Origin of the sequence: Halioxenophilus sp. WMMB6 (assembly GCF_033283405.1) — a bacterium.
Lineage (GTDB): Bacteria > Pseudomonadota > Gammaproteobacteria > Pseudomonadales > Cellvibrionaceae > Halioxenophilus.
Window position 1 is genome coordinate 445,402 of record NZ_JAWMQR010000001.1, and the last position, 19,605, is coordinate 465,006.

15 protein-coding genes and 2 tRNA genes are annotated in these 19,605 nt (G+C 53.0%); 9 read left to right on the top strand and 8 right to left on the bottom strand.

What is annotated here, in order from left to right:
- Positions 1-1,455, bottom strand: a complete 1,455-nt coding sequence (locus SBL51_RS01870) for a two-component system sensor histidine kinase NtrB (protein WP_317928769.1) — start codon at positions 1,453-1,455, stop codon at positions 1-3.
- Between the two features lie 169 nt (positions 1,456-1,624).
- Here SBL51_RS01870 and SBL51_RS01875 point away from each other — a divergent pair.
- The 4 genes from SBL51_RS01875 to SBL51_RS01890 all read left to right on the top strand — a co-directional run bounded on the left by SBL51_RS01875 (position 1,625) and on the right by SBL51_RS01890 (position 5,344).
- Positions 1,625-1,700: transfer RNA gene (locus tag SBL51_RS01875), tRNA-Val, on the top strand.
- 46 nt (positions 1,701-1,746) lie between these two features.
- Positions 1,747-1,823: transfer RNA gene (locus tag SBL51_RS01880), tRNA-Asp, on the top strand.
- Between the two features lie 424 nt (positions 1,824-2,247).
- Positions 2,248-3,120, top strand: coding sequence for an alpha/beta hydrolase (locus tag SBL51_RS01885; protein ID WP_317928770.1), 873 nt, complete (start codon positions 2,248-2,250; stop codon positions 3,118-3,120).
- A gap of 319 nt (positions 3,121-3,439) precedes the next feature.
- Positions 3,440-5,344 (top strand): DUF885 domain-containing protein, encoded by a 1,905-nt coding sequence (locus SBL51_RS01890; RefSeq protein ID WP_317928771.1) that lies wholly within the window; start codon positions 3,440-3,442, stop codon positions 5,342-5,344.
- 233 nt (positions 5,345-5,577) lie between these two features.
- Here SBL51_RS01890 and SBL51_RS01895 read toward each other — a convergent pair whose 3' ends face one another.
- From SBL51_RS01895 to SBL51_RS01905, 3 genes are read right to left on the bottom strand one after another with little or no spacing between them, the layout of a single operon-like run.
- Positions 5,578-5,802: a hypothetical protein gene (locus tag SBL51_RS01895; protein ID WP_317928772.1), complete on the bottom strand. Its 225-nt coding sequence runs from the start codon at positions 5,800-5,802 to the stop codon at positions 5,578-5,580.
- A gap of 17 nt (positions 5,803-5,819) precedes the next feature.
- Positions 5,820-6,554, bottom strand: coding sequence for a UDP-2,3-diacylglucosamine diphosphatase (locus tag SBL51_RS01900; RefSeq protein ID WP_317928773.1), 735 nt, complete (start codon positions 6,552-6,554; stop codon positions 5,820-5,822).
- A 10-nt stretch (positions 6,555-6,564) separates the two neighbouring features.
- Positions 6,565-7,059: a peptidylprolyl isomerase gene (locus SBL51_RS01905; RefSeq protein ID WP_317928774.1), complete on the bottom strand. Its 495-nt coding sequence runs from the start codon at positions 7,057-7,059 to the stop codon at positions 6,565-6,567.
- Between the two features lie 233 nt (positions 7,060-7,292).
- On the opposite strand from SBL51_RS01905, the gene SBL51_RS01910 reads away from it, so the two are divergent.
- The 5 genes from SBL51_RS01910 to SBL51_RS01930 all read left to right on the top strand — a co-directional run bounded on the left by SBL51_RS01910 (position 7,293) and on the right by SBL51_RS01930 (position 12,149).
- A complete protein-coding gene (locus SBL51_RS01910; RefSeq protein WP_317928775.1) occupies positions 7,293-9,008 on the top strand; it encodes a glutamine--tRNA ligase/YqeY domain fusion protein in 1,716 nt (571 codons plus the stop codon).
- A 59-nt stretch (positions 9,009-9,067) separates the two neighbouring features.
- The gene (gene cysS / locus SBL51_RS01915; protein ID WP_317928776.1) at positions 9,068-10,459 is read left to right on the top strand and encodes a cysteine--tRNA ligase; all 1,392 of its coding nucleotides are present in this window, start codon (positions 9,068-9,070) and stop codon (positions 10,457-10,459) included.
- Positions 10,460-10,485: 26 nt separating this feature from the next.
- The gene (locus SBL51_RS01920; RefSeq protein ID WP_317928777.1) at positions 10,486-10,695 is read left to right on the top strand and encodes a DUF3012 domain-containing protein; all 210 of its coding nucleotides are present in this window, start codon (positions 10,486-10,488) and stop codon (positions 10,693-10,695) included.
- Positions 10,696-10,780: 85 nt separating this feature from the next.
- Positions 10,781-11,569, top strand: a complete 789-nt coding sequence (locus SBL51_RS01925) for a DUF1461 domain-containing protein (RefSeq protein ID WP_317928778.1) — start codon at positions 10,781-10,783, stop codon at positions 11,567-11,569.
- An 85-nt stretch (positions 11,570-11,654) separates the two neighbouring features.
- Positions 11,655-12,149 (top strand): NADAR family protein, encoded by a 495-nt coding sequence (locus SBL51_RS01930; protein ID WP_317928779.1) that lies wholly within the window; start codon positions 11,655-11,657, stop codon positions 12,147-12,149.
- Between the two features lie 252 nt (positions 12,150-12,401).
- Here SBL51_RS01930 and SBL51_RS01935 read toward each other — a convergent pair whose 3' ends face one another.
- From SBL51_RS01935 to metH, 4 genes are all read right to left on the bottom strand, one after another.
- Entirely contained in the window at positions 12,402-12,899 is a 498-nt protein-coding gene (locus SBL51_RS01935) for a DUF934 domain-containing protein (protein WP_317928780.1), read from the bottom strand.
- Positions 12,883-14,547, bottom strand: coding sequence for a nitrite/sulfite reductase (locus SBL51_RS01940; RefSeq protein ID WP_317928781.1), 1,665 nt, complete (start codon positions 14,545-14,547; stop codon positions 12,883-12,885). The genes SBL51_RS01935 and SBL51_RS01940 overlap by 17 nt, the downstream gene beginning before the upstream one ends.
- A gap of 935 nt (positions 14,548-15,482) precedes the next feature.
- Positions 15,483-15,686, bottom strand: coding sequence for a DUF2970 domain-containing protein (locus tag SBL51_RS01945; RefSeq protein ID WP_317928782.1), 204 nt, complete (start codon positions 15,684-15,686; stop codon positions 15,483-15,485).
- A 60-nt stretch (positions 15,687-15,746) separates the two neighbouring features.
- Positions 15,747-19,451, bottom strand: a complete 3,705-nt coding sequence (metH, locus tag SBL51_RS01950) for a methionine synthase (protein ID WP_317928783.1) — start codon at positions 19,449-19,451, stop codon at positions 15,747-15,749.
- Positions 19,452-19,605 lie beyond the last annotated feature (154 nt).

A 19,605-nucleotide genomic window follows, 5' to 3' on the forward strand; every position in this document is an offset into this window, starting at 1 on the left:
TCACATCAGCGGCAGCTTGATGGTAAAACTGGTGCCCTGATTTTCCTCGGATGTAACCTCAATCGAGCCATTGTGGTGTTCGGTAATAATGAGGTATGAGACTGAAAGCCCAAGCCCGGTACCTTCGCCCACCCCCTTGGTAGTAAAGAAGGGATCGAAGATATAGGGCAGGTTCTCTTTGTTTATGCCAGGTCCATCATCGGTGACTTTGATGAATATAAAGCCTCCGTCGCTCCAGGTATTAATACTGATGTTCGCAGCCCGCTGATGATGTTCCGATGCCTGAATGGCATTTTGCAGCAGGTTGAGCATTACCTGTTGGATCTCTGGCGGTGAACATTCGCAGATATCCGGATCGGCCGTTAGGTGAGTGACTATTTCGTGCTCAAATCCCATCTGCGCACCTAACGCCTCTCTGGCTTTTTGTTCCAGTTCCACGACATCCACAATCAGTTGGTTGATGTGCTCCGGCCCTTTGGCGCCGTGCCCGCTGTGGGCAAAACTAAGTACATTATTGACAATCGCCACAGCCCGTTCGGCGGCTTCGCGTGCGCCCACGAAAAATTTATTCAGGCCTCGCTCGATAAAATAGTCCTGCAGGTTTTGTAAATCGATGCCGGTGATACGGGCTGCTGTCTGATTTTGTGGCAGCTCCAGGCTGGTACGGCGCTGCAGATTCTGTAAATTATTTAGCACCGCACTCAGTGGATTGTTTATCTCATGCGCGAGGCCGGCGGCCATTTGGCCGAGGGAAAGCAATTTTTCGTTTTGTACCATGAACTGTTCAACCTCGATGCGCTTGGTGACATCGCTTATTAGTATCACCGCCCCGGCCTGGGGTTTTGGCAGGGGAAATATACTGAGGTCAATAAAACATTTGCGCTCGTCAAAAAAGAATTCAGTTCCTTCGTTCACTGTTGAAATCTCATCTTCAATGACAGCGATAAGTTGCTGCTGATAATGTTTTAAACCGGGTAGCAGCGCAAAAATATCCTGGTCGATGGCTTGCTCCGGCGTTTTACCGGTGGCTTGCGCCGCGGCTGAATTCCATAAGCTGACCTTTAATTCATTGCTTAAGCCAATGATCAAGCTCGGCAGTGAGTTCAGAATACTCTGGTAATATTTTTGGGTGGTGGCCAGGAGTAGCTCGGTCTCCTGATGGCGTGCAATCCGTTCGATTAAATCTGTGTTTTTATTAGAGAGTGACTCGGTTCTCTGTTTGACTTTGCTGTCGAGTTTCACTCGGGCACTGTGCAGCGACTGCATAAGCCGGAAGCAGATAACTGCCAGGGCTAAGGAGAGCAGTAGTAACCCGGTTATCAGCATCAATGTCATATTATCGGCTTCTAATTGGTTGGGGCTCTCCAGTGCGCTGCTGGCTTGGCTGAAAAAGATCAGCGGAAGTAGGGGGGTAACAGCCGGCCGGCGGTAGGCCAATCGTGAGGTTGGGATCATTGTTATTATCGTGCCATGAGCCTAGTGGGATAGCGGTTGACTATCCTACATGATAGCCAATTTACGCACAAAAAATGGCCATAGATTGGGCTACTACCGAACAGGAATAACCGGGCGGGAAAAGGTTTGACATCAAAACCCAAATGAGTAGAATGCTCGCCACGCTGCTGGGTGGTTAGCTCAGTCGGGAGAGCGACGGCCTTACAAGCCGTAGGTCACAGGTTCGACCCCTGTACCACCCACCACTTTCTCCAACGACCGGAGAGTATAAGTGGCCAGCAACACATTCGCGGACCGGTAGTTCAGCTGGTTAGAATGCCGGCCTGTCACGCCGGAGGTCGCGGGTTCGAGTCCCGTCCGGTCCGCCACTATTTAAGAGCCTCGCTTTATGCGGGGCTTTTTTATTTCCAGCCAAGCCCAAAGGACGGGACGATGAACCCGCGCAGCGGTGCGACCCAATGCGACCTCAGGCGCATTGGGAACGAGGAGCGTAGCGACGAAGCCCTGAAAGGGTCACAAAACCCCCTAGGGTTTTGTGGTTAGTCCCGTCCGGTCCGCCACTATTTAAGAGCCTCGCTTAATGCGGGGCTTTTGGGTTTTGGTCAGGCACTGATAGAACCAATAGTTGGCGCAGAGAGGGCGATTTGAAGGTGGCTGTCTCCGCGCCGGTGCTTTGGTGCCCAGCTATTTGAACTGGACTGTCCAGTTATCGACGTGTCAACTTTGGCGCTGGCGCTAAATTATCGGTTAGACTCCTTTGTGTTTATATTCCACAACGACATAAATTGAGTTATGAACACACAAACTACTGCTGCCGTACCGGAGGCCAAGATCTTTGAGTCCAATGGTCTGAAGTTGAACTACTTGGATTGGGGTAACCCCGATGCACCGCCACTGATTCTGGTGCATGGCATGTGGGATCACGCCAGGAGTTGGGATTGGGTGGCAGAGGCGCTCTGCCAGCAGTGGCACGTTTTTGCCTTGGATCTAAGGGGCCATGGTGATAGTGGCTGGTCAACCGAAAATGCCTATCTGGCCGCCTATTTCCTGGCTGACTTTACCGATTTTATTGACCATTTGGGTTACACCAAAGTGACCATCGTCGCCCACTCTTTTGGCGGTAACTGTAGCACCCGTTTTGCCGCTCTCTATCCGCAGCGTGTTCAAAAATTGGTTCTCGTCGACGCCATGGGACCTAATGCTGAAGTGACCCGGCGCTGGCACGAGGAGGGGGTTGTCCGTCGCACGCGGGATTGGCTGGAAAAGCGTGAGAAATTGGCCGCACCGCGACCGCCTTTCGCCAGTGTTGAGGCAGCCGCCGAACGCTTGATGCGCACCAATGGCCAGCTGACACAAGAGCGAGCGCTGCACTTGGCCAAACACGGTGTGCGACCTGTGACGGGTGGATTCCTCTGGAAGCAGGATCCGTCGGTGGGTAACTTCTTACCGGAAGACTTTGCCATAGAGCTGGCGGAGTATTGGCGGGCTATTACCTCGCCCACCTTGCTCTGTTGGGGCGACAAAAGCTGGACTACCAACCCGGCCGAAGATGGCCGTGCTGAGTTGTTTGTCGATGCGCGCTGCCACTGGTTTCAGGGGGCGGGGCATTGGTTACACCATGACCAGCTAGACCAGTTTCTGACAGTGTTGAATGATTTTCTGTAGCTCGATAGCCACCATTGGTTGAGCGGCGGTTGGCAGGTCTGCTATGGCTGGCGACACCCGGTTAGGAAGCGTGGAGGCGGGCGATTGGCCTGTAATAGGGGGCTGTAAGCTAGGCGTGAATTTGCGTTGAAGGTTCATTTGCGCTCTTCGTCCTAGCCTGAATACGGCGTAGCAGGGGCTAACCCCTAGGTGCAGTTACAGAGCGCTGGGTGTCACACTGGTTATCCGTTGAATTAGCTCTACCATCTGGCTTAACTGCACCAATCGGACATTTTCCCGACTGTTCCATCCAACGACAACAAGCATATTAGAGGATTCCATGAACAATTTTTCCCGCGCGCTGCTTTTTTCAGCGTTCGCCCTGATCGTTTCCGGTTGTTCTGAAAAAGGGGAGGTAACCAGTGATACTCAGGTTGCTGAAATGGAACAGGCCGTGGCGGCCGAGCAGTCGGTTGGCGTGGAGAACGAGGATTTTCTGCTGTTCGTCGATCGTGTCGCACAGATGTCGCTGCTGCAATCACCACTCACTGCCACGAGTTTGGGCGTGAGCGATGATTTTGTCGGTGAACATTTTAACGACAAGTTAGGCGATTTCAGTCAGGCGGGATTAGAGCGGCTTAAACGGGAGCACGATGAACTGCTCGCGCAAATGGCACAGTTTGATCCGAATGAGCTCTCCGGTACAGCGCTTACCACCTACCAGGTGGTGCAGCATGCATTAACGGTGACTGGTCAGCTGAAGCCATACACCAACGGCACATTTCAGCCAATCAGTTACTTTTCGCTCTTCCCTGTAACGCAAATTTCCGGTCCCCATATCGATATTTTGCGTTCGCTGCAGTCTGAGCACCCGCTCACTTCAGAAGAGGACGCGCGCGATTACATTGCCCGGTTGAATCAGATCAAGCCCGCGTTTGCTGATCTCTCTGAAGTGGTGTTGAACGATATCAATCGCGGACTGACTCCACCCAAGTTTGCGGTGGAAGGAGCCATCGGTTTTATCTCACAAGTGCTGGAGTCGCCAGCAGGGGAGAGTTCATTAACCACCACTTTTACTCAACGGCTTAAAGCCACCAGTGACCTGGACGACACCACCATAGCCGCCTTAACCGCTGAGGTGACCATGGCCGTAGAGGAGAGCGTCTACCCGGGGTACACCCAGTTAAAAACGACATTAGAGAGCATACTGCCGCAAGCATCGGAAAACGCTGGTGTTTGGGATTTGAAAGATGGCGACACTATCTATCAGTTGGCATTGGAAAACTTCGGCGCCAGTGGCAAATCCGCTGAGGAGATCCACCAATTGGGCTTGTCTGAAGTTGCCCGCATCCAAAAGGAGATGGCTGTTATTCTCGACGCCCAAGGAATGGATAGCAGCGATGTAATTGCCACCTTCAATAAACTCAGTGAAGACCCCAAATACCTGTTCGCCAATACCGATGCCGGCCGCCAAAAACTACTCGACTATCTCAACGGGCAGATGAAAACGGTAACCGAGATGTTGCCGATGATCCTGAAAACCCTGCCCAAGGCTGCCGTTGAAGTACGCCGTATCGCCCCCTACGAGCAGGATGGTGCGCCCGGCGGTTATTACACAAATCCCACCCTGGATGGTTCCCGCCCTGGCATCTACTGGATCAACCTGAAAGAGACCAGCGATTGGCCAAAATTCACTTTGCCGACGCTGACTTACCACGAAGCCAGTCCCGGGCATCACCTGCAGGTGGCCATTGCCCAGGAGATCCCCGATATGCCTATGCTGCGCAATATGATCTGGTTTAGTGCCTATGGCGAAGGCTGGGCGCTCTATGCTGAGCGTCTGGCCAAGGAGATGGGGCTCTACAAAGATGATCCACTGGGCGACCTGGGTCGGTTGCAGTCTGAGCTGTTCCGTGCGGCTCGCTTGGTAACCGATACCGGCATCCACTATAAGCACTGGTCGCGCGATCAGGCTGTGGATTATATGTATGAAACTATTGGTGGCAGCCGTGCGGCGATTGAGCGGGAAGTGGAGCGCTACTCCGTTTGGCCGGGCCAGGCCTGTTCTTACAAGCTCGGTCAGATGAAGATCCTGGAGTTACGGGATTTGGCCAAGGATACACTCGGCGATAAATTTGACCTGGCCGAGTTTAACGATCAAGTATTGATCTACGGCTCAATCTCCCTGTCGGTGCTGGAGGCCAAAATCCACACCTGGCTGGCGAGCAAAGGCGTAGATCTGTAACTGTTGGGCCACCTGAGGTGACTTGGGTGGCCGCTCCTTCCTGTTTAAATTTCCCCTGCTTCAGACATAGAGCTGCCACCAGCACGAGGCTGGCTTGGAAACTCTTGCTGTACGCCAGACGAGGAGTTTGGTCTGGACCCGGGGTAGGGGAGTTGAGTGGGGCGATCAGTCGCTGGTAATTATGGGTAGGGCGTGAGCCCTGCGGATGCCCAGGAGGCCGCCGGTAAGCGCGCTTAAATCTCGCACTCTTTGCCCTGCAGGCTCTCGGCCAGGTCGTCCAGCTCGGCGACTACCGGGCTGAAGCGGCTCGATGGGTTTAACTGGTAAATCACCAGCACACAGCAATCATCGTGGTGCCTGCGGCTCTGCACCCGGCCCACCGCACCAGTTTCCAGCTCCGCCAGGAAGCGCGAGGCAAGACTGGCGGTGGGAAATCGATAGGCGATCTCTGCTTTCATGGGATTTGTGAAAACGTCTACTTAGCGGGTGGAATAGGGAAGTTAACCAGTGACCACTGATCGGGCTCCACGTTGAGATACCAACCCTGGTCACCCCAATCACCCAGAACGATCCGCTCCCCCTGGCTCGTACCCAAATCGACAATATGACGGTTGGGTCGGTGGGTGTGGCCATGGATCAGTTTAGTGACGTGCTCGGCCTGCATCTGCGCGACCACCTCCGATGGCGTCACATCCATAATGTCTTCAGCCTTCATGGCATTCATCGATTTACTCTGCGCGCGCAGTTGCTTGGCCATCTCCCTACGGACTGCCAGTGGCTGCGACAGTACCTGCGCCTGCCAGGCCGGCGAGCGTACCTGTGCGCGAAACTCCAGGTATTCGCTATCGGTGGTGCACAGGGTGTCACCGTGCATCAGCAGCACTGGGGTGTCGTACAGGTTCACCACAGTGCTTTCGTTGAGCAGGGTGATCCCGGTCTCCTCGGCGAAGCGCTCACCGATGAGAAAATCGCGATTGCCGTGTAGGAAATAGGTGGGTACGCCGGCCGCAGCATAGCGATTGATTGCTTCTTTTATATGGAGGACAAATTCGCTGTCATCGTCGTCGCCAATCCAGGCCTCGAACAGATCACCAAGAATATAGAGGGCGTCGGCTTTCGACGCCTGGTTAAAGAGAAATCTCAAAAACGCTTTGGTGATCTGTGGCCGGGATTCATCCAGATGTAAATCTGATATGAACAGAGTGCTCATCAAGCAGGCCTTATGCGTCGACAGTTGCCTTTTCGATAATCACCGGGTCGACCGGTACATCCTGGTGGAAGCCCTTGTTACCAGTGCTTACGCCCTTGATTTTGTTAACGACATCCATGCCTTCAACCACCTTGCCGAAAACACAGTAGCCCCAACCCTGGCTGGTTTTGCCGGAGTGGTTAAGGAAGCTGTTGTTTTTCACGTTGATGAAAAATTGGGCAGTGGCGCTGTGCGGATCCATGGTTCTGGCCATGGCGACGGTGCCCACTTCATTGGCCAGACCGTTGTCAGCTTCGTTTTCAACAGCGGCGCGGGTCTGCTTCTCTTTCATGTCGCTGGTCATGCCGCCGCCCTGAATCATAAAGCCATCAATTACGCGGTGGAAAATGGTACCGTCGTAGAAGCCTTCTTCTACATATTGCTTAAAGTTAGCGGCTGTTTTGGGTGCCTTCTCGAAATCGAGTTCCAGCTTGATAGTGCCAAAATTGGTAGTCAGTGTGATCATGCAGCTCTCCGCCTGGTGATTTTTTGCCCGATTGTCGGTGATTTGAGGGGGAAACGTGGCGATTTTTTTGGGTATTGCAACCGGCTACAGCAAAAAAATACCCAGTCGCGGGTGCCCCCCATTTAGCAGGCGGCTATAATACGCGCTTTGGCTTTAATCTGAAACCGTACTCACCAGGCCAGTTGCTTATTACGCTATGAGCCTCCTGAGGAGTTGCAAGAGTTAGGACTTGAATGACTAAACCGAACGAGTCAACCGTAGAGAGACCGCTTAATTTTATTGAACAGATCATCACTCAGGATCTGGCAACGGGCAAACACTCCACTATCACCACACGCTTCCCACCCGAGCCCAATGGTTACCTGCACATCGGCCACGCCAAGTCGATCTGCCTTAATTTTGGTTTGGCAGAGCGCTTTGGTGGCGTCTGCAATCTTCGCTTCGACGACACCAACCCGGCGAAAGAGGACCAGGAGTACATCGATGCCATTATCCGCGATGTCAATTGGTTGGGCTTTCCTACCGGAGGTGATGCCAAGTCCCAGATCTTTTTCGCCTCCGCCTACTTTGACCAGCTCTACGATTGGGCTCTGGATCTGATTAAAAACGGTAAGGCGTACGTTTGCGGCCTCTCGCCGGATGAGGCCCGTGAATACCGCGGTACCTTAACCGAGCCTGGGCGGCCCAGCCCCTACCGGGATCGCTCGGTGGAAGAGAATCTGGCTGAGTTTGAGAAGATGCGCTCCGGCGCCTATGACGAAGGTGCCTGTGTGTTGCGCGCCAAAATCGATATGGCGGCGGGTAACATCAATCTGCGTGACCCGATTCTCTATCGAATTCGAAAGCAGTCCCATCACCAGACTGGCGACAAATGGTGTATCTACCCCACTTATGATTACGCCCATGGCCAGGGTGATGCCATCGAGGGGATTACTCATTCAATCTGTACCCTTGAGTTTGCCGATCATCGTCCGCTTTACGAGTGGTTGTTGGATAACCTGCCGGTGCCCGCACAGCCCCGGCAGTACGAGTTCGCGCGCCTGGAGTTGAACTACACCATCACTTCCAAGCGCAAACTGAAGCAGTTGGTTGATGAAAACTACGTTGATGCCTGGGACGACCCCCGTATGCCAACCATTGCCGGTATGCGTCGTCGCGGCTACAGCCCCCGGGCTTTGCGCAATTTCTGCGATCTGATTGGTGTTACCAAATCCGCCAGTACCGTTGATGTAGGGATGCTGGAATTTGCCGTGCGGGATGACCTGAATGCCAATGCTCCCAGGGCCATGTGCGTTTTATCGCCCCTGAAATTGGTGATCAATAATTTTGCAGACCATTTTAGCGAGAGTACAATCGCCGTCGGCCAGCCTTGTCACCCACAGCATCCGGAGATGGGTGAGCGCACTTTGCCCTTCACCGCGGAAGTCTTTATCGATGTCTCTGACTTCACCGAGGACACCAGCTTGTCCCGTAAAAAGTTCAAGCGCCTGGTGTTGGGCGATTACGTTCGCCTGCGCGGAGCCTCGGTCATTAAGGCGGAGAAGGTGGTGCGCGATGAGGCGGGGGAGATCAGCTACGTGGAGTGCAGCCTGGTACCCAACACCATCGGCGAAGATCCACCAGAAGGCATCCGCCCACGCGGTGTGATCCATTGGGTTTCCGCCACGGAGAGTGTCGAGTGCGAGGTGCGCTTGTATGATCGGCTGTTCAACGACCCAAGCCCGGATGCCGGCGGCAAGGAGTTTTTAGACTGCTTGAACCCCGAATCACTGGTTGTGATCAGTGGCGCCCGTGCAGAAATAAACCTGAACGGTGCGGAACTGGGGGTTGCTTATCAGTTCGAACGCGAGGGCTATTTCACCCTGGATAGCCGCTATAGCACAGCCGAGAAGCTTGTATTTAACCGGACCATCGGCCTAAAAGATAATTGGGAGAGCAAAGTCTCCTGATTGCTCTATTTAACCGTATATCAGCAGTAGCCGGGTAAGATTGCCCGGCGGGTAGCACCATGACTTTAGAAACAACAGCACCGTTACATCTCTACAACACACGCAGCCGCAGTAAAGAGCTGTTCGAGCCCCTGGCACCCGATAGTGTGAAAATGTACGTCTGTGGGCCAACCGTCTACAACTTGGTTCATATCGGTAATGCCCGTCCGGTGGTGGTGTTTGATACGCTTTTTCGCCTGCTGCAGAGCCGTTATCAAGAGGTGGTTTACGCTCGCAACATTACCGATATCGACGACAAAATCATGAAGGCGGCCAAGGAGAACGGCGAGCCCATCAAAGCCCTCACAGACCGTTACACCCAGGCTTATCAGGAGGATATGGCGGCGCTCAATAACCTTGAGCCCACCATCGTCCCCTTCGCCACCGAACATGTCGGCCAGATGATCGCTATGGTGCAGAAGCTGGTCGAAGCCGGCCACGCCTACGAAGCTGAAGGGCATGTGTTGTTCGCGGTTCAATCCATGGCTGATTACGGCAAGCTCTCCAATCGCAACCTGGCCGATATGCTGGAAGGGGCCCGTGTGGAAGTGGCGCCCTACAAACGCTATGCCGGTGACTTTGTGCTTTGGAAACCCTCCAGTGATGACGAGCCCGGTTGGCCCAGCCCATGGGGATTTGGTCGTCCTGGCTGGCACTTGGAGTGTTCCGCGATGGTGGAAACGCACCTGGGAACCACCATTGATATCCATGGCGGCGGCCGGGATCTGATATTCCCACACCACGAAAATGAGGTAGCGCAAAGCACCTGTGCCCATGGCGGGGAGGATTATGTCCGCTTCTGGATGCACAACGGTTACGTCAATATCGATGGCGAGAAGATGTCCAAATCCCTGGGCAACTTCCGCACCGTGCGCGATCTGTTACAGCAGTACAAAGGCGAAGTGATCCGCTTCGCTCTTTTGTCGGCTCATTATCGCAGTGAGTTGGATTTTTCCAAGGAGCTGCTCGAGCAATCCAAATCCGCGCTGGACTCCCTATACGGCGCTCTACGTGACAGCACAGCTGCGGCTGCCGACGATTTCGATATCACCACCAGTGCAGGCTACCTGGCGCTGTGCGACGACCTGAACACTCCACTGGCGGTAAGCGAATTGCACCGTTTGGCGAAGGCCTTAAACAAGCGGGAGGGCAATGAGCCCGCGATTAAAGGCGAGATGCTGGCACTGGGTAAGTTGTTGGGCCTGTTACAACAGCGGCCCGACGAGTGGTTTCAATCCGGTGTTGGTGCAAGTAGTCTCGGTGAGGCGGAAATCGAAGCGCTTATCGAGGAGCGTAAACAGGCCAAGGCCAACAAGGATTTTGCTCGAAGCGATGAGATAAGGGATGAGCTGAAAGCTGCTGGTGTTATTTTGGAAGACAGTAAGCAAGGTACGACCTGGCGACGCAATTAGCAAAATCAGTCGATGGGTAGGTGCTTATGAAAACTCTTTGGAAATTAATAGTGCCGGTGGGCATCGTCCTCTCTATAGCCGTTTTGGTTGTTGCGGCATTTATACCTGTGGCGGACGAACCGGTGGAGGTTCAGGTTGTCTACGATGAACCCTGGTGTGAGGCGATGATGCTAAAACCAGGTAAGGAGTGGGGCGAGGAGGAGACCGTCGCCTTTAGCGAGCATTGCCTGCAATAGACGGGACTCACAGCCAATGTCGATAATTGGCAACTAAACCAAACGAATAAAAACAATTAAAACAGATCAATAGGGATATGGAATCATGGGGATAGGAGTGGATGTCGTGGAGGTAAAGGAGGCTAGGTTTTCCGCCAAAGTATTACTCAGTGTGCCCTTCGTCTTGGCCAGTATCGTAATGGTACTTTGGCTGAGCTGGCAGCTACTGTCTGCGCTCAATTTTAGTTATCCCCTCTGGTATCGGGTACTGCACATTCCCGCGCATATAGAAAAATATGCTCCACAAAATTCTATCCGTAAGGATTTCTCGAATACTACCGCCGAGGAGCGCTACCGACTATTTGGCGAGGTGGTAGATGCCATCAATAGTGGTGGTGAAGGGTTGGCCGAAATCGAATACCACGATGTTAATGGCGTAGTCATTGATACCATGTATACCGAATCAGAAGTGTTGCATCTTCAAGATGTCGCCAACTTGATAACAGCCTTCGATTACCTCTCTTATTTTGCTATTTTGGTGGTTATTGGTTACAGCATTCGTTACCTCGGCTACTGGGGTGGCGCTCCAATTAAACCCAATTGGCGGGCACTGCACGCTGCGGTTGCCGGTTTGTTGCTAGCGTGCGTGGCAATAATTTTTGTTATCGGGCCGAAAGAGGTTTTCTATTTTGCCCACCGTACGATATTTCCACCAGATCACCCTTGGCTGTTTTATTACCAGGAATCACTGATGTCCACCAGTATGAAGGCCCCAGACCTATTTGGTGGTTTGGCAGTTGAATGGCTACTTTTTGCACTGACTGGCTACTATCTGTGGATCTATTTTTTTGGTTATTTAATAAAGCGGCGCATTCGCGAGCAGGAAAACCGATAGTTTTACGGTAGAATGGCAGGCTTAAGTCGTTTGCGGCTTTTTTACGACCCACACATATTGCCAGCCTTACCCACCAAATAAATTTATGTTTAAGCATGATCTTCGCCTGGAACAGGTTTACAGCTTCTCGCGTTTAGATGAGAACAATCCACTGTCAACCGTCTCTCCCCATGGATTTCAATTGGAAGACCGCTATTGGCCAACGGTAGAGCACTATTACCAATCAAATAAATTTGCCAAGCCCGTTATCGTTCAGGAAATTCTCGATGCCGAAAACGGCGTGGCTGCCTACAAATTAGGTAATCGATGGTGGAAATTCGGCCGTCACAAAGATTGGAAGCAAAAACGCCGTGTACGGATGACGCGCGCGTTGTATACCAAAGTGCAGGTCCATCAGGAGGTGAAAAACGCGCTGATGGATACCGGCGATGAGCGCATTGTGGAGACCTCGCTGTACGACCCCTATTGGGGTATCGGTCGTGACCAGCGGGGTGAAAATATGCTCGGCCAAATTTGGATGGATATCCGTGCAAAACTAAGAGCCGATCAAAAAATAAAAGATAATCAACGGCAAGTATAGGTGTTAGCGTTGTTTCGGATTTAACTTATTAGCGTTTACCGACACATAAATAGATAACCTTCGTTAGCCGCCAAACACCATTGTTTAATAGTCAACCGGTTAGTTGAATACAAGTGTGAAACAGCATAAAAACTAGAGTAGTAATAAAAAAGGCCACACCATGTTGGGTGGCCTTTTTTATTAGTGGTAGGGCGGGGGTGGCGACTAGCCGGTGTTGAGCCGGCTATTGAAACTTCGCTGGGTTTAGCTGACTCAGCCTCTGCGCATAAAAAGTGGCAAAGGCTGATCGACAGATGCCTGATAACCATCGGTGAAATCGTTCAATGAAGTTATTGCGGTTTCCAAATCGATGGTTTCATCATCAAAGGCGAACGCATTAAAGCCGCAGCGCCGTAAATAACAGAGTTGATCCCGAATGATTTTGCCACTGGCCCGCAGCTCGCCGGTAAAGCCGTATCTTTCTCTGAGTAGCCGGCCTAAGCTGAATCCTCTGCCGTCCATAAACGCCGGGAAGTAAACCTCAATGACCGAAAACTGATTCACCTGGTCGCCAACAGACTCTAGGGTATCGGTACTGGTTATGGTTAACCCTTTGCTGCCAAGTTTGCCTGACCAGGTTTCCGGTTGTTCTGACCAGAGAGCGAGGGGAATCAGGTACTGGCCAACGGCCACTTGGTCCGGGGCGGCATCCCTGTCGAGACGCTGCCACTGGTTGGCGGTAATAACGCCGTCTTTAATCAGCTTTGGCATAGACGCGCTCCTTAAACGGATCAATCCCTACGCGCGCGAAGGTATCAATAAAAGGTTCTTCGGGGTGTCGTAGGTCGACATAGGTTTGCATGATGGTCGAGATGACGTCGGGCATTTCATGTTGTGAAAAGGCCGGGCCAAGCACACTGCCCAGGCGGGTGTTGCTGCCGGCGTCGCCACCCAGTTGCACCTGGTAGAACTCCTGGCCTTTTTTGTCGACTCCCAAAATACCGATGTTACCGACGTGGTGGTGGCCACAGGCGTTCATACAGCCGGAGATATTCAAATCGATTGGCCCAAGATCGTAGAGGTAATCGAGGTCGTCAAAGCGGCGTTGGATGTCTTCGGCAATTGGTATCGACTTGGCATTGGCCAGGGAGCAGTAGTCTCCACCCGGGCAGCAGATCATGTCGGTCAGCGTGCCGATATTGGGTGTGGAAAAGCCAAGGGATTTCAGCTCCTGCCACAAAACAAACAGGTCGCCATATTTAACATCGGCAAGCACGATGTTTTGCTCGTGGGTGGTGCGTACCTCACCGAAGCTGTAGCGCTCGGCCAGGTCGGCAATGGCCACCAGTTGTTGATCGGTGATGTCGCCTGGTGCTACACCCGTTGGTTTCAATGAAAGGGTAACTGCTCGATAGCCGGGTATTTTATGTTCGCGCACATTACGCACCAGCCAGTGGCTGAAAGCTTTGTTGGCATTGGCCTCGGCTGCTATTGCCGAGACGCTGTCATCGGCGCTCAGCTGTTCGTAGGCGGGGGCGGTGAAGAATTGCTGGGTGTGGGTAACCTCTTCGGCGGTCAGTTTGGGGTAGCTTTGGGCAAGAGCCTGCCACTCCTGCTCGACACGATCGCGGAATGCGTCAACGCCAAGTGCTTTTACCAGAATTTTGATACGAGCCTTGTATTTGTTCTCCCGGTTACCCAACAGGTTGTAGACCCTCAAAATGGCTTCCAGGTAGGAGAGCAGGTCCTCAACGGGAAGATTTTGCCGAAGCAACTGGCCAACAACCGGGGTTCGACCCAGCCCGCCACCAACATAGACATCAATGGCCACTGAGCCGTCGGCCGCTTTAACCAGCTGCAGGCCTATGTCGTGCACCTTGGTCGCGGCGCGGTCGCTAGCAGCGCCGGTAACGGCGATTTTGAATTTACGGGGCAGAAAGGCAAATTCCGGGTGAAAACTGGACCACTGGCGAATGATTTCGCAGTAGGGACGAGGGTCGACGACCTCATCCGGCGCAATACCGGCAAATTGGTCGGACGTTGTGTTGCGTATGCAGTTGCCACTGGATTGAGTGGCGTGCATATCAACAGTGGCGAGCTCCGCCAGAATATCGGGAACCTCAGCCAGCTCCGGCCAGTTGAACTGGATGTTCTGGCGGGTGCTAACGTGGCAGTAGCCTTTGTCGTATTCGCGGGCAATGAACGCTAATTTTCGCAGTTGCTGGCTGTTTAGCATGCCATAGGGCACATTAACCCGCAGCATTGGCGCCAGGCGTTGTACATAGAGGCCATTTTGGAGGCGCAGAGGTAGAAACTCCTCATCTTTCAGTTCCCCTGCGAGATAGCGCTCGGTTTGCCCACGGAATTGGGCAATGCGCTGTTGCAGTATGTTCGTATCGTGGTGATCGTAGACGTACATGTAGTGCAAATTACCTTTGAAAGACAGCGAACGGCTGGTAACCCAGCACCTTGATCGTTACTGAGCCAAAAATAGGCGCGCAGGATACACTAATTGCCAGTGTGTCGCGAGTTCCTAATTTCGGGTAACGCGGGTAGAAAAGTAACGATAGTGTTTCGTTTTGATAAGTAGAAGGAATGTTTAGGACTAATCTTATGCTCTAGTGCGCTTATATAAGTTTTTTCTCTTGCTAACTGAAATTTCGATGGTTAAATAGCGACTGTAAAGCCTTCTTAACATCTCAAATAACAATAATGGAGCTTACGCATGAATCATGAAGTGCAGGTTAGACAAGAAGAAGACAATATCGCTGACTCTATTGCAGCGGTTGTTCTGATTGTTATCTTTGTTGCCACTTGTTTATTCTGGGTTAGCGGCCAATAAGGATCCTGGAAGGGCGCAGGATTAGCGCCCACGCTGCCTATTCAATCTACCCCCCTTTCAGGGCAATCACACCCTCCAGTAGTAATCTCAACTATTAGCAATCTCCACTATTAGCAATCTTCACAGAAAGCGCTCTCCGAGTCGGTAAAGTTCTCTCTGGGTATACGCCCTTCTGAGGATGATAGAAGCGTTCTTAATCGCCAATCATCATTTACTTGGCTTTTTGCCTGCATGCCTAGCGGTGTTCCTCCTTTGTGCTCTGCGAGCACGTTTGTGGCGTTCGCCAATAGAGCCGCAGTTCTATTGCGGTCTGTGGCCTCCATAGGCTACCACCGGCATACCACCGGGTTAATTATAGAGCCTAAGTGACTTCGCCATTACTGGCGCTCTATAACCCTGACTTACAGGGGTGATTCAGGCTGAAACGTGAAATGTATGCTCGGCTACGGCGGTTACTCACCCGTCACCGCCTGGATGTCGGAAATGACGTTATCGGCTAGGCGAGAGGGGGGTTAGCTCTCAGGCAGAACCAGGCTTACGACCGAGATAACTGCGAATATGAACAGGGCGGTGAAGATAACGCCGGCTAGTATAAAGGGAAGGATACTGCGCTGATTGAAATCCCGATCCAGGTTTTTGCGGCTCTGAACCCCAAAAGCAGCCGCACAAACGCTGATTATGAGACTGAACCAACCGGTTTTATTTTCTTTATTCATAGGGTGGTTTCCGTATTCGGAGCGTCCTTGCTCGCTGGTGTTCTGTGTCTGGTCTTTTATTTAAGGTGTGTAGTTTAAATTGGGTTGCAACCAACGCTCCACTTCACCAATAGAGAGGTTTTTACGCTGGGCAAGGGATTCGACCTGATCCCTACCAATCTTACCAACCGAGAAGTATTTGGCCTTGGGGTTCGCAAAGTACCAGCCAGAGACCGAGGCCGCTGGCGTCATGGCATAGTGCTCGGTCAGCTCGACCTCGCTGTTGGTGTCGGCGGAAAGTAGCTGGAACAGAGTCGCCTTTTCGGTGTGGTCGGGGCAGGCGGGGTAGCCTGGAGCCGGCCGAATACCCTGGTAACGCTCGGCTATCAATGCCTGGTTATCCAACTGCTCATCTCGGGCAAAGCCCCACAGCTCTGTACGTACCCGTTCGTGCATACGCTCGGCAAAGGCCTCGGCCAGTCGATCAGCCAGCGCTTTCACCATAATACTGTTGTAATCATCGCCCTGGGCTTCGTAGCTCTTCGCCAGCTCCTCAGCACCAATACCCGCAGTGACGATAAAGCCGCCGATGTAGTCCATCCTGCCGCTCTCTACGGGTGCGATGTAGTCCGCCAACGACTTCAACTCCGCAGTACCGGCTGTTTTTTGCTGTTGTTGGCGCAGGTGATGCAGGGTGGCGACTTGCTCTGTGCCGTTTGCATCGCTGTATACGGCGATATCTTCGTTCTGGACGGTTTGGGCAGGCCAGATACCAACCACCGCCTCGGCGCGAAGCAGTTTGTCGTCAATCAGTTTCTTCAGCATCGCCTGGGCGTCGCTGAACAGATTACGGGCTGCCTCACCGACCACCTCGTCATTGAGGATCTTGGGGTATTTGCCGACCAGATCCCAGGTGATGAAGAAAGGGGTCCAGTCAATGTAATCGACCAGCTCTTCTAGTGGATAATCTTTAAACACCTTGGTGCCGGTAAAGCTGGGCTGCACCGGCTGGAAACTCTGCCAATCCAACACCGGAGCGGCTGTTTTGGCCTGTTCGTAGCCCCATTCGGTATCTTTGGGCTTGCGGTTTGCAGTGCGCTCGCGAACGATCACATACTCTTCTTGCACTGACTGTACAAACCCAGGCCGCAATTCATCGCTCAGCAGGGAGGTGGCCACTCCGACAGCGCGGGAGGCGTCAGCCACATAGACTGCCTGGTTGAGGCTGAATTTTGGGTCAATTTTAACGGCGGTATGGGCTTTGGAGGTGGTTGCACCACCAATCAGTAACGGCTTGTTAATGCCGCGCCGCTCCATTTCAGAGGCGACAATCACCATTTCGTCGAGGGATGGGGTAATCAGGCCAGATAAACCGATGATGTCACACTCCTGTGCCACAGCGGTATCGATGATCTTTTCACACGGTACCATCACGCCAAGGTCGATCACCTCGAAATTGTTACACTGCAGCACTACACCGACGATGTTCTTGCCGATATCGTGCACATCGCCTTTTACCGTCGCCATCAATACGCGGCCGTTGGATTTGGCCAGGCTATCTTTTTCCGCCTCAATAAAGGGCTGCAGATAGGCGACCGACTGCTTCATAACCCGGGCGGATTTCACCACCTGGGGTAAAAACATCTTACCTTCACCAAACAGATCGCCAACCACATTCATACCATCCATGAGTGGCCCTTCGATGACATCCAGTGGCCGCTTACTGCCTGCTCTGGCCTCTTCGGTATCGGCTTCTATGTAGCTGTTGATGCCTTTCACCAGGGCGTGCTTCAGTCGCTCTGCCACTGGCAGGCTGCGCCATTCCAAGTCTTCCTGTTTGCTGACCTTACTGCCACCGGCTTTGTACTTGTCGGCTATCTCCAATAACGCGTCAGTCGCGTCAGGGTTGCGATTGAGAATGACATCCTCAACCCGCTCGCGCAGCTCTGCTGGGAGTTCGTCGTAAACTTCGAGTTGGCCGGCGTTGACGATCCCCATATTCATGCCCGCCTTAATGGCGTGATAGAGGAAGACGGAGTGAATCGCCTCGCGTACCGGGTTGTTGCCCCGGAACGAGAAGGAGACGTTACTCACCCCGCCAGAGATGCCGGCGTAGCGCAGATTGCTTCGGATCCAGGCTGAGGCCTCTATGAAGTCGACCGCGTAGTTGTTGTGCTCCTCAATGCCAGTCGCCACTGCGAAGATATTTGGGTCGAAAATAATGTCGGCCGGGTTAAAGCCGACCTGTTCGACCAGTATCTGGTAGGAGCGGGCACAGATCTCAGTTTTGCGGGCAAAGGTGTCGGCCTGGCCGCTCTCGTCGAAGGCCATCACAATAACCGCGGCACCGTAGCGATGGCAGAGGGTGGCCTTATCGATAAACTCCTGTTCACCCTCTTTAAGGCTGATGGAGTTGACCACCGGCTTGCCTTGAATGCATTTCAGGCCCGCTTCAATCACCGACCACTTGGAGGAGTCCACCATAATGGGTAAGCGGGCAATATCGGGCTCACTGGCGATGAGATTGAGAAATCGGACCATGGCGGCTTCGGCATCGAGCATCCCTTCATCCATGTTGACGTCGATGATTTGCGCGCCGTTAGCCACCTGTTCATTAGCCACTTCGAGCGCGGTGTTGTAGTCCTCTTCGATAATCAGCCGCTTGAATTTGGCAGAGCCGGTGACGTTACAGCGTTCACCAACGTTAACAAAAAGCGATTCGGCGGTGATATTAAAGGGTTCTAGCCCGGAGAGGCGGCAGGCAGGCTCAAGCGCCGGTGCCGTGCGGGGGGCGTAGTCGGCTACCGCTTCCGCTATGGCTTTGATATGCAGTGGTGTCGAGCCACAGCAGCCACCCACGATATTTACCAGGCCACTGGCGGCATACTCGGCGACAATGGTGGCCATCTCTTCGGCACTCTGGTCGTATTCACCGAATTCATTGGGCAGTCCGGCGTTGGGGTGGGCTGAGACGCGGCAACTCGCCACCTTTGCCAGCTCTACCACGTATTGGCGCAACATATCGGCACCCAGGGCGCAGTTCAGGCCAATACTCAATGGATTGGCGTGGGCCAAACTGTTGTAGAAAGCCTCTGTGGTTTGTCCGGAGAGCGTTCGGCCAGAAGCATCGGTTATAGTGCCTGAGATCATGATTGGCAGGCGGACATTATTTCGTGCGAAGTACTCCTCCACGGCAAAGACTGCGGCCTTGGCGTTGAGTGTGTCGAACACCGTTTCAATCAATAGAATATCGGCCCCGCCTTTGACCAGCCCGTCGCACGACTCCAGGTAGTTCTCCACCAGGCGATCAAAGGTGACGTTACGGGCACCGGGGTCGTTTACATCCGGGCTGATGGAGCAGGTACGCGAGGTTGGTCCAAGTACTCCGGCGACGAACCTGGGTTTATTGGGGGTTTGTTGGCTAACGGCATCGGTAACCTGGCGCGCCAATTTGGCCGCTTCATAGTTGATCTCATAAACCAGCTCTTCCATTCCATAGTCCGACATGGAGAGCCGGGTGGCATTGAAGGTGTTGGTTTCAATGATGTCGGCGCCGGCATCCAGGTACTGTTGATGAATAGAGGTGATGATATCCGGGCGGGTAATGCTGAGCAGGTCGTTGTTGCCGCCAACATCGGTAGGGTGATCACGGAATCGGGCGCCGCGGTAGTCTGCCTCAGTGAGCTTATAGCTCTGGATCATCGAGCCCATCGCGCCATCCAATATCAGGATTCGTTGATTAAGAGCAGATTCCAATTGATGGAGGCGATCGGCGGTGTTGTTCATAGTCGGTTCTTAGCTGTCGATGGGTAATCTATATCAATATATTTTGATATAGGTGGTCGCCGCGCAAGTGTACCAGAGTTAATGCGCCATTCAAGGCCTCATTTTATGTGGTGCCCAAGGGGTTGGTGACGCCTATTTTGCTTATAGCCAATTG

Excerpts from the sequence above, each read along its gene's own strand:
- SBL51_RS01870 (WP_317928769.1), bottom strand. The coding sequence starts at position 1,455 with ATGATCCCAACCTCACGATTGGCCTACCGCCGGCCGGCTGTTACCCCC.
- SBL51_RS01885 (WP_317928770.1), top strand. The coding sequence starts at position 2,248 with ATGAACACACAAACTACTGCTGCCGTACCGGAGGCCAAGATCTTTGAG.
- SBL51_RS01890 (WP_317928771.1), top strand. The coding sequence starts at position 3,440 with ATGAACAATTTTTCCCGCGCGCTGCTTTTTTCAGCGTTCGCCCTGATC.
- SBL51_RS01895 (WP_317928772.1), bottom strand. The coding sequence starts at position 5,802 with ATGAAAGCAGAGATCGCCTATCGATTTCCCACCGCCAGTCTTGCCTCG.
- SBL51_RS01900 (WP_317928773.1), bottom strand. The coding sequence starts at position 6,554 with ATGAGCACTCTGTTCATATCAGATTTACATCTGGATGAATCCCGGCCA.
- SBL51_RS01905 (WP_317928774.1), bottom strand. The coding sequence starts at position 7,059 with ATGATCACACTGACTACCAATTTTGGCACTATCAAGCTGGAACTCGAT.
- SBL51_RS01910 (WP_317928775.1), top strand. The coding sequence starts at position 7,293 with ATGACTAAACCGAACGAGTCAACCGTAGAGAGACCGCTTAATTTTATT.
- cysS (WP_317928776.1), top strand. The coding sequence starts at position 9,068 with ATGACTTTAGAAACAACAGCACCGTTACATCTCTACAACACACGCAGC.
- SBL51_RS01920 (WP_317928777.1), top strand. The coding sequence starts at position 10,486 with ATGAAAACTCTTTGGAAATTAATAGTGCCGGTGGGCATCGTCCTCTCT.
- SBL51_RS01925 (WP_317928778.1), top strand. The coding sequence starts at position 10,781 with ATGGGGATAGGAGTGGATGTCGTGGAGGTAAAGGAGGCTAGGTTTTCC.
- SBL51_RS01930 (WP_317928779.1), top strand. The coding sequence starts at position 11,655 with ATGTTTAAGCATGATCTTCGCCTGGAACAGGTTTACAGCTTCTCGCGT.
- SBL51_RS01935 (WP_317928780.1), bottom strand. The coding sequence starts at position 12,899 with ATGCCAAAGCTGATTAAAGACGGCGTTATTACCGCCAACCAGTGGCAG.
- SBL51_RS01940 (WP_317928781.1), bottom strand. The coding sequence starts at position 14,547 with ATGTACGTCTACGATCACCACGATACGAACATACTGCAACAGCGCATT.
- SBL51_RS01945 (WP_317928782.1), bottom strand. The coding sequence starts at position 15,686 with ATGAATAAAGAAAATAAAACCGGTTGGTTCAGTCTCATAATCAGCGTT.
- metH (WP_317928783.1), bottom strand. The coding sequence starts at position 19,451 with ATGAACAACACCGCCGATCGCCTCCATCAATTGGAATCTGCTCTTAAT.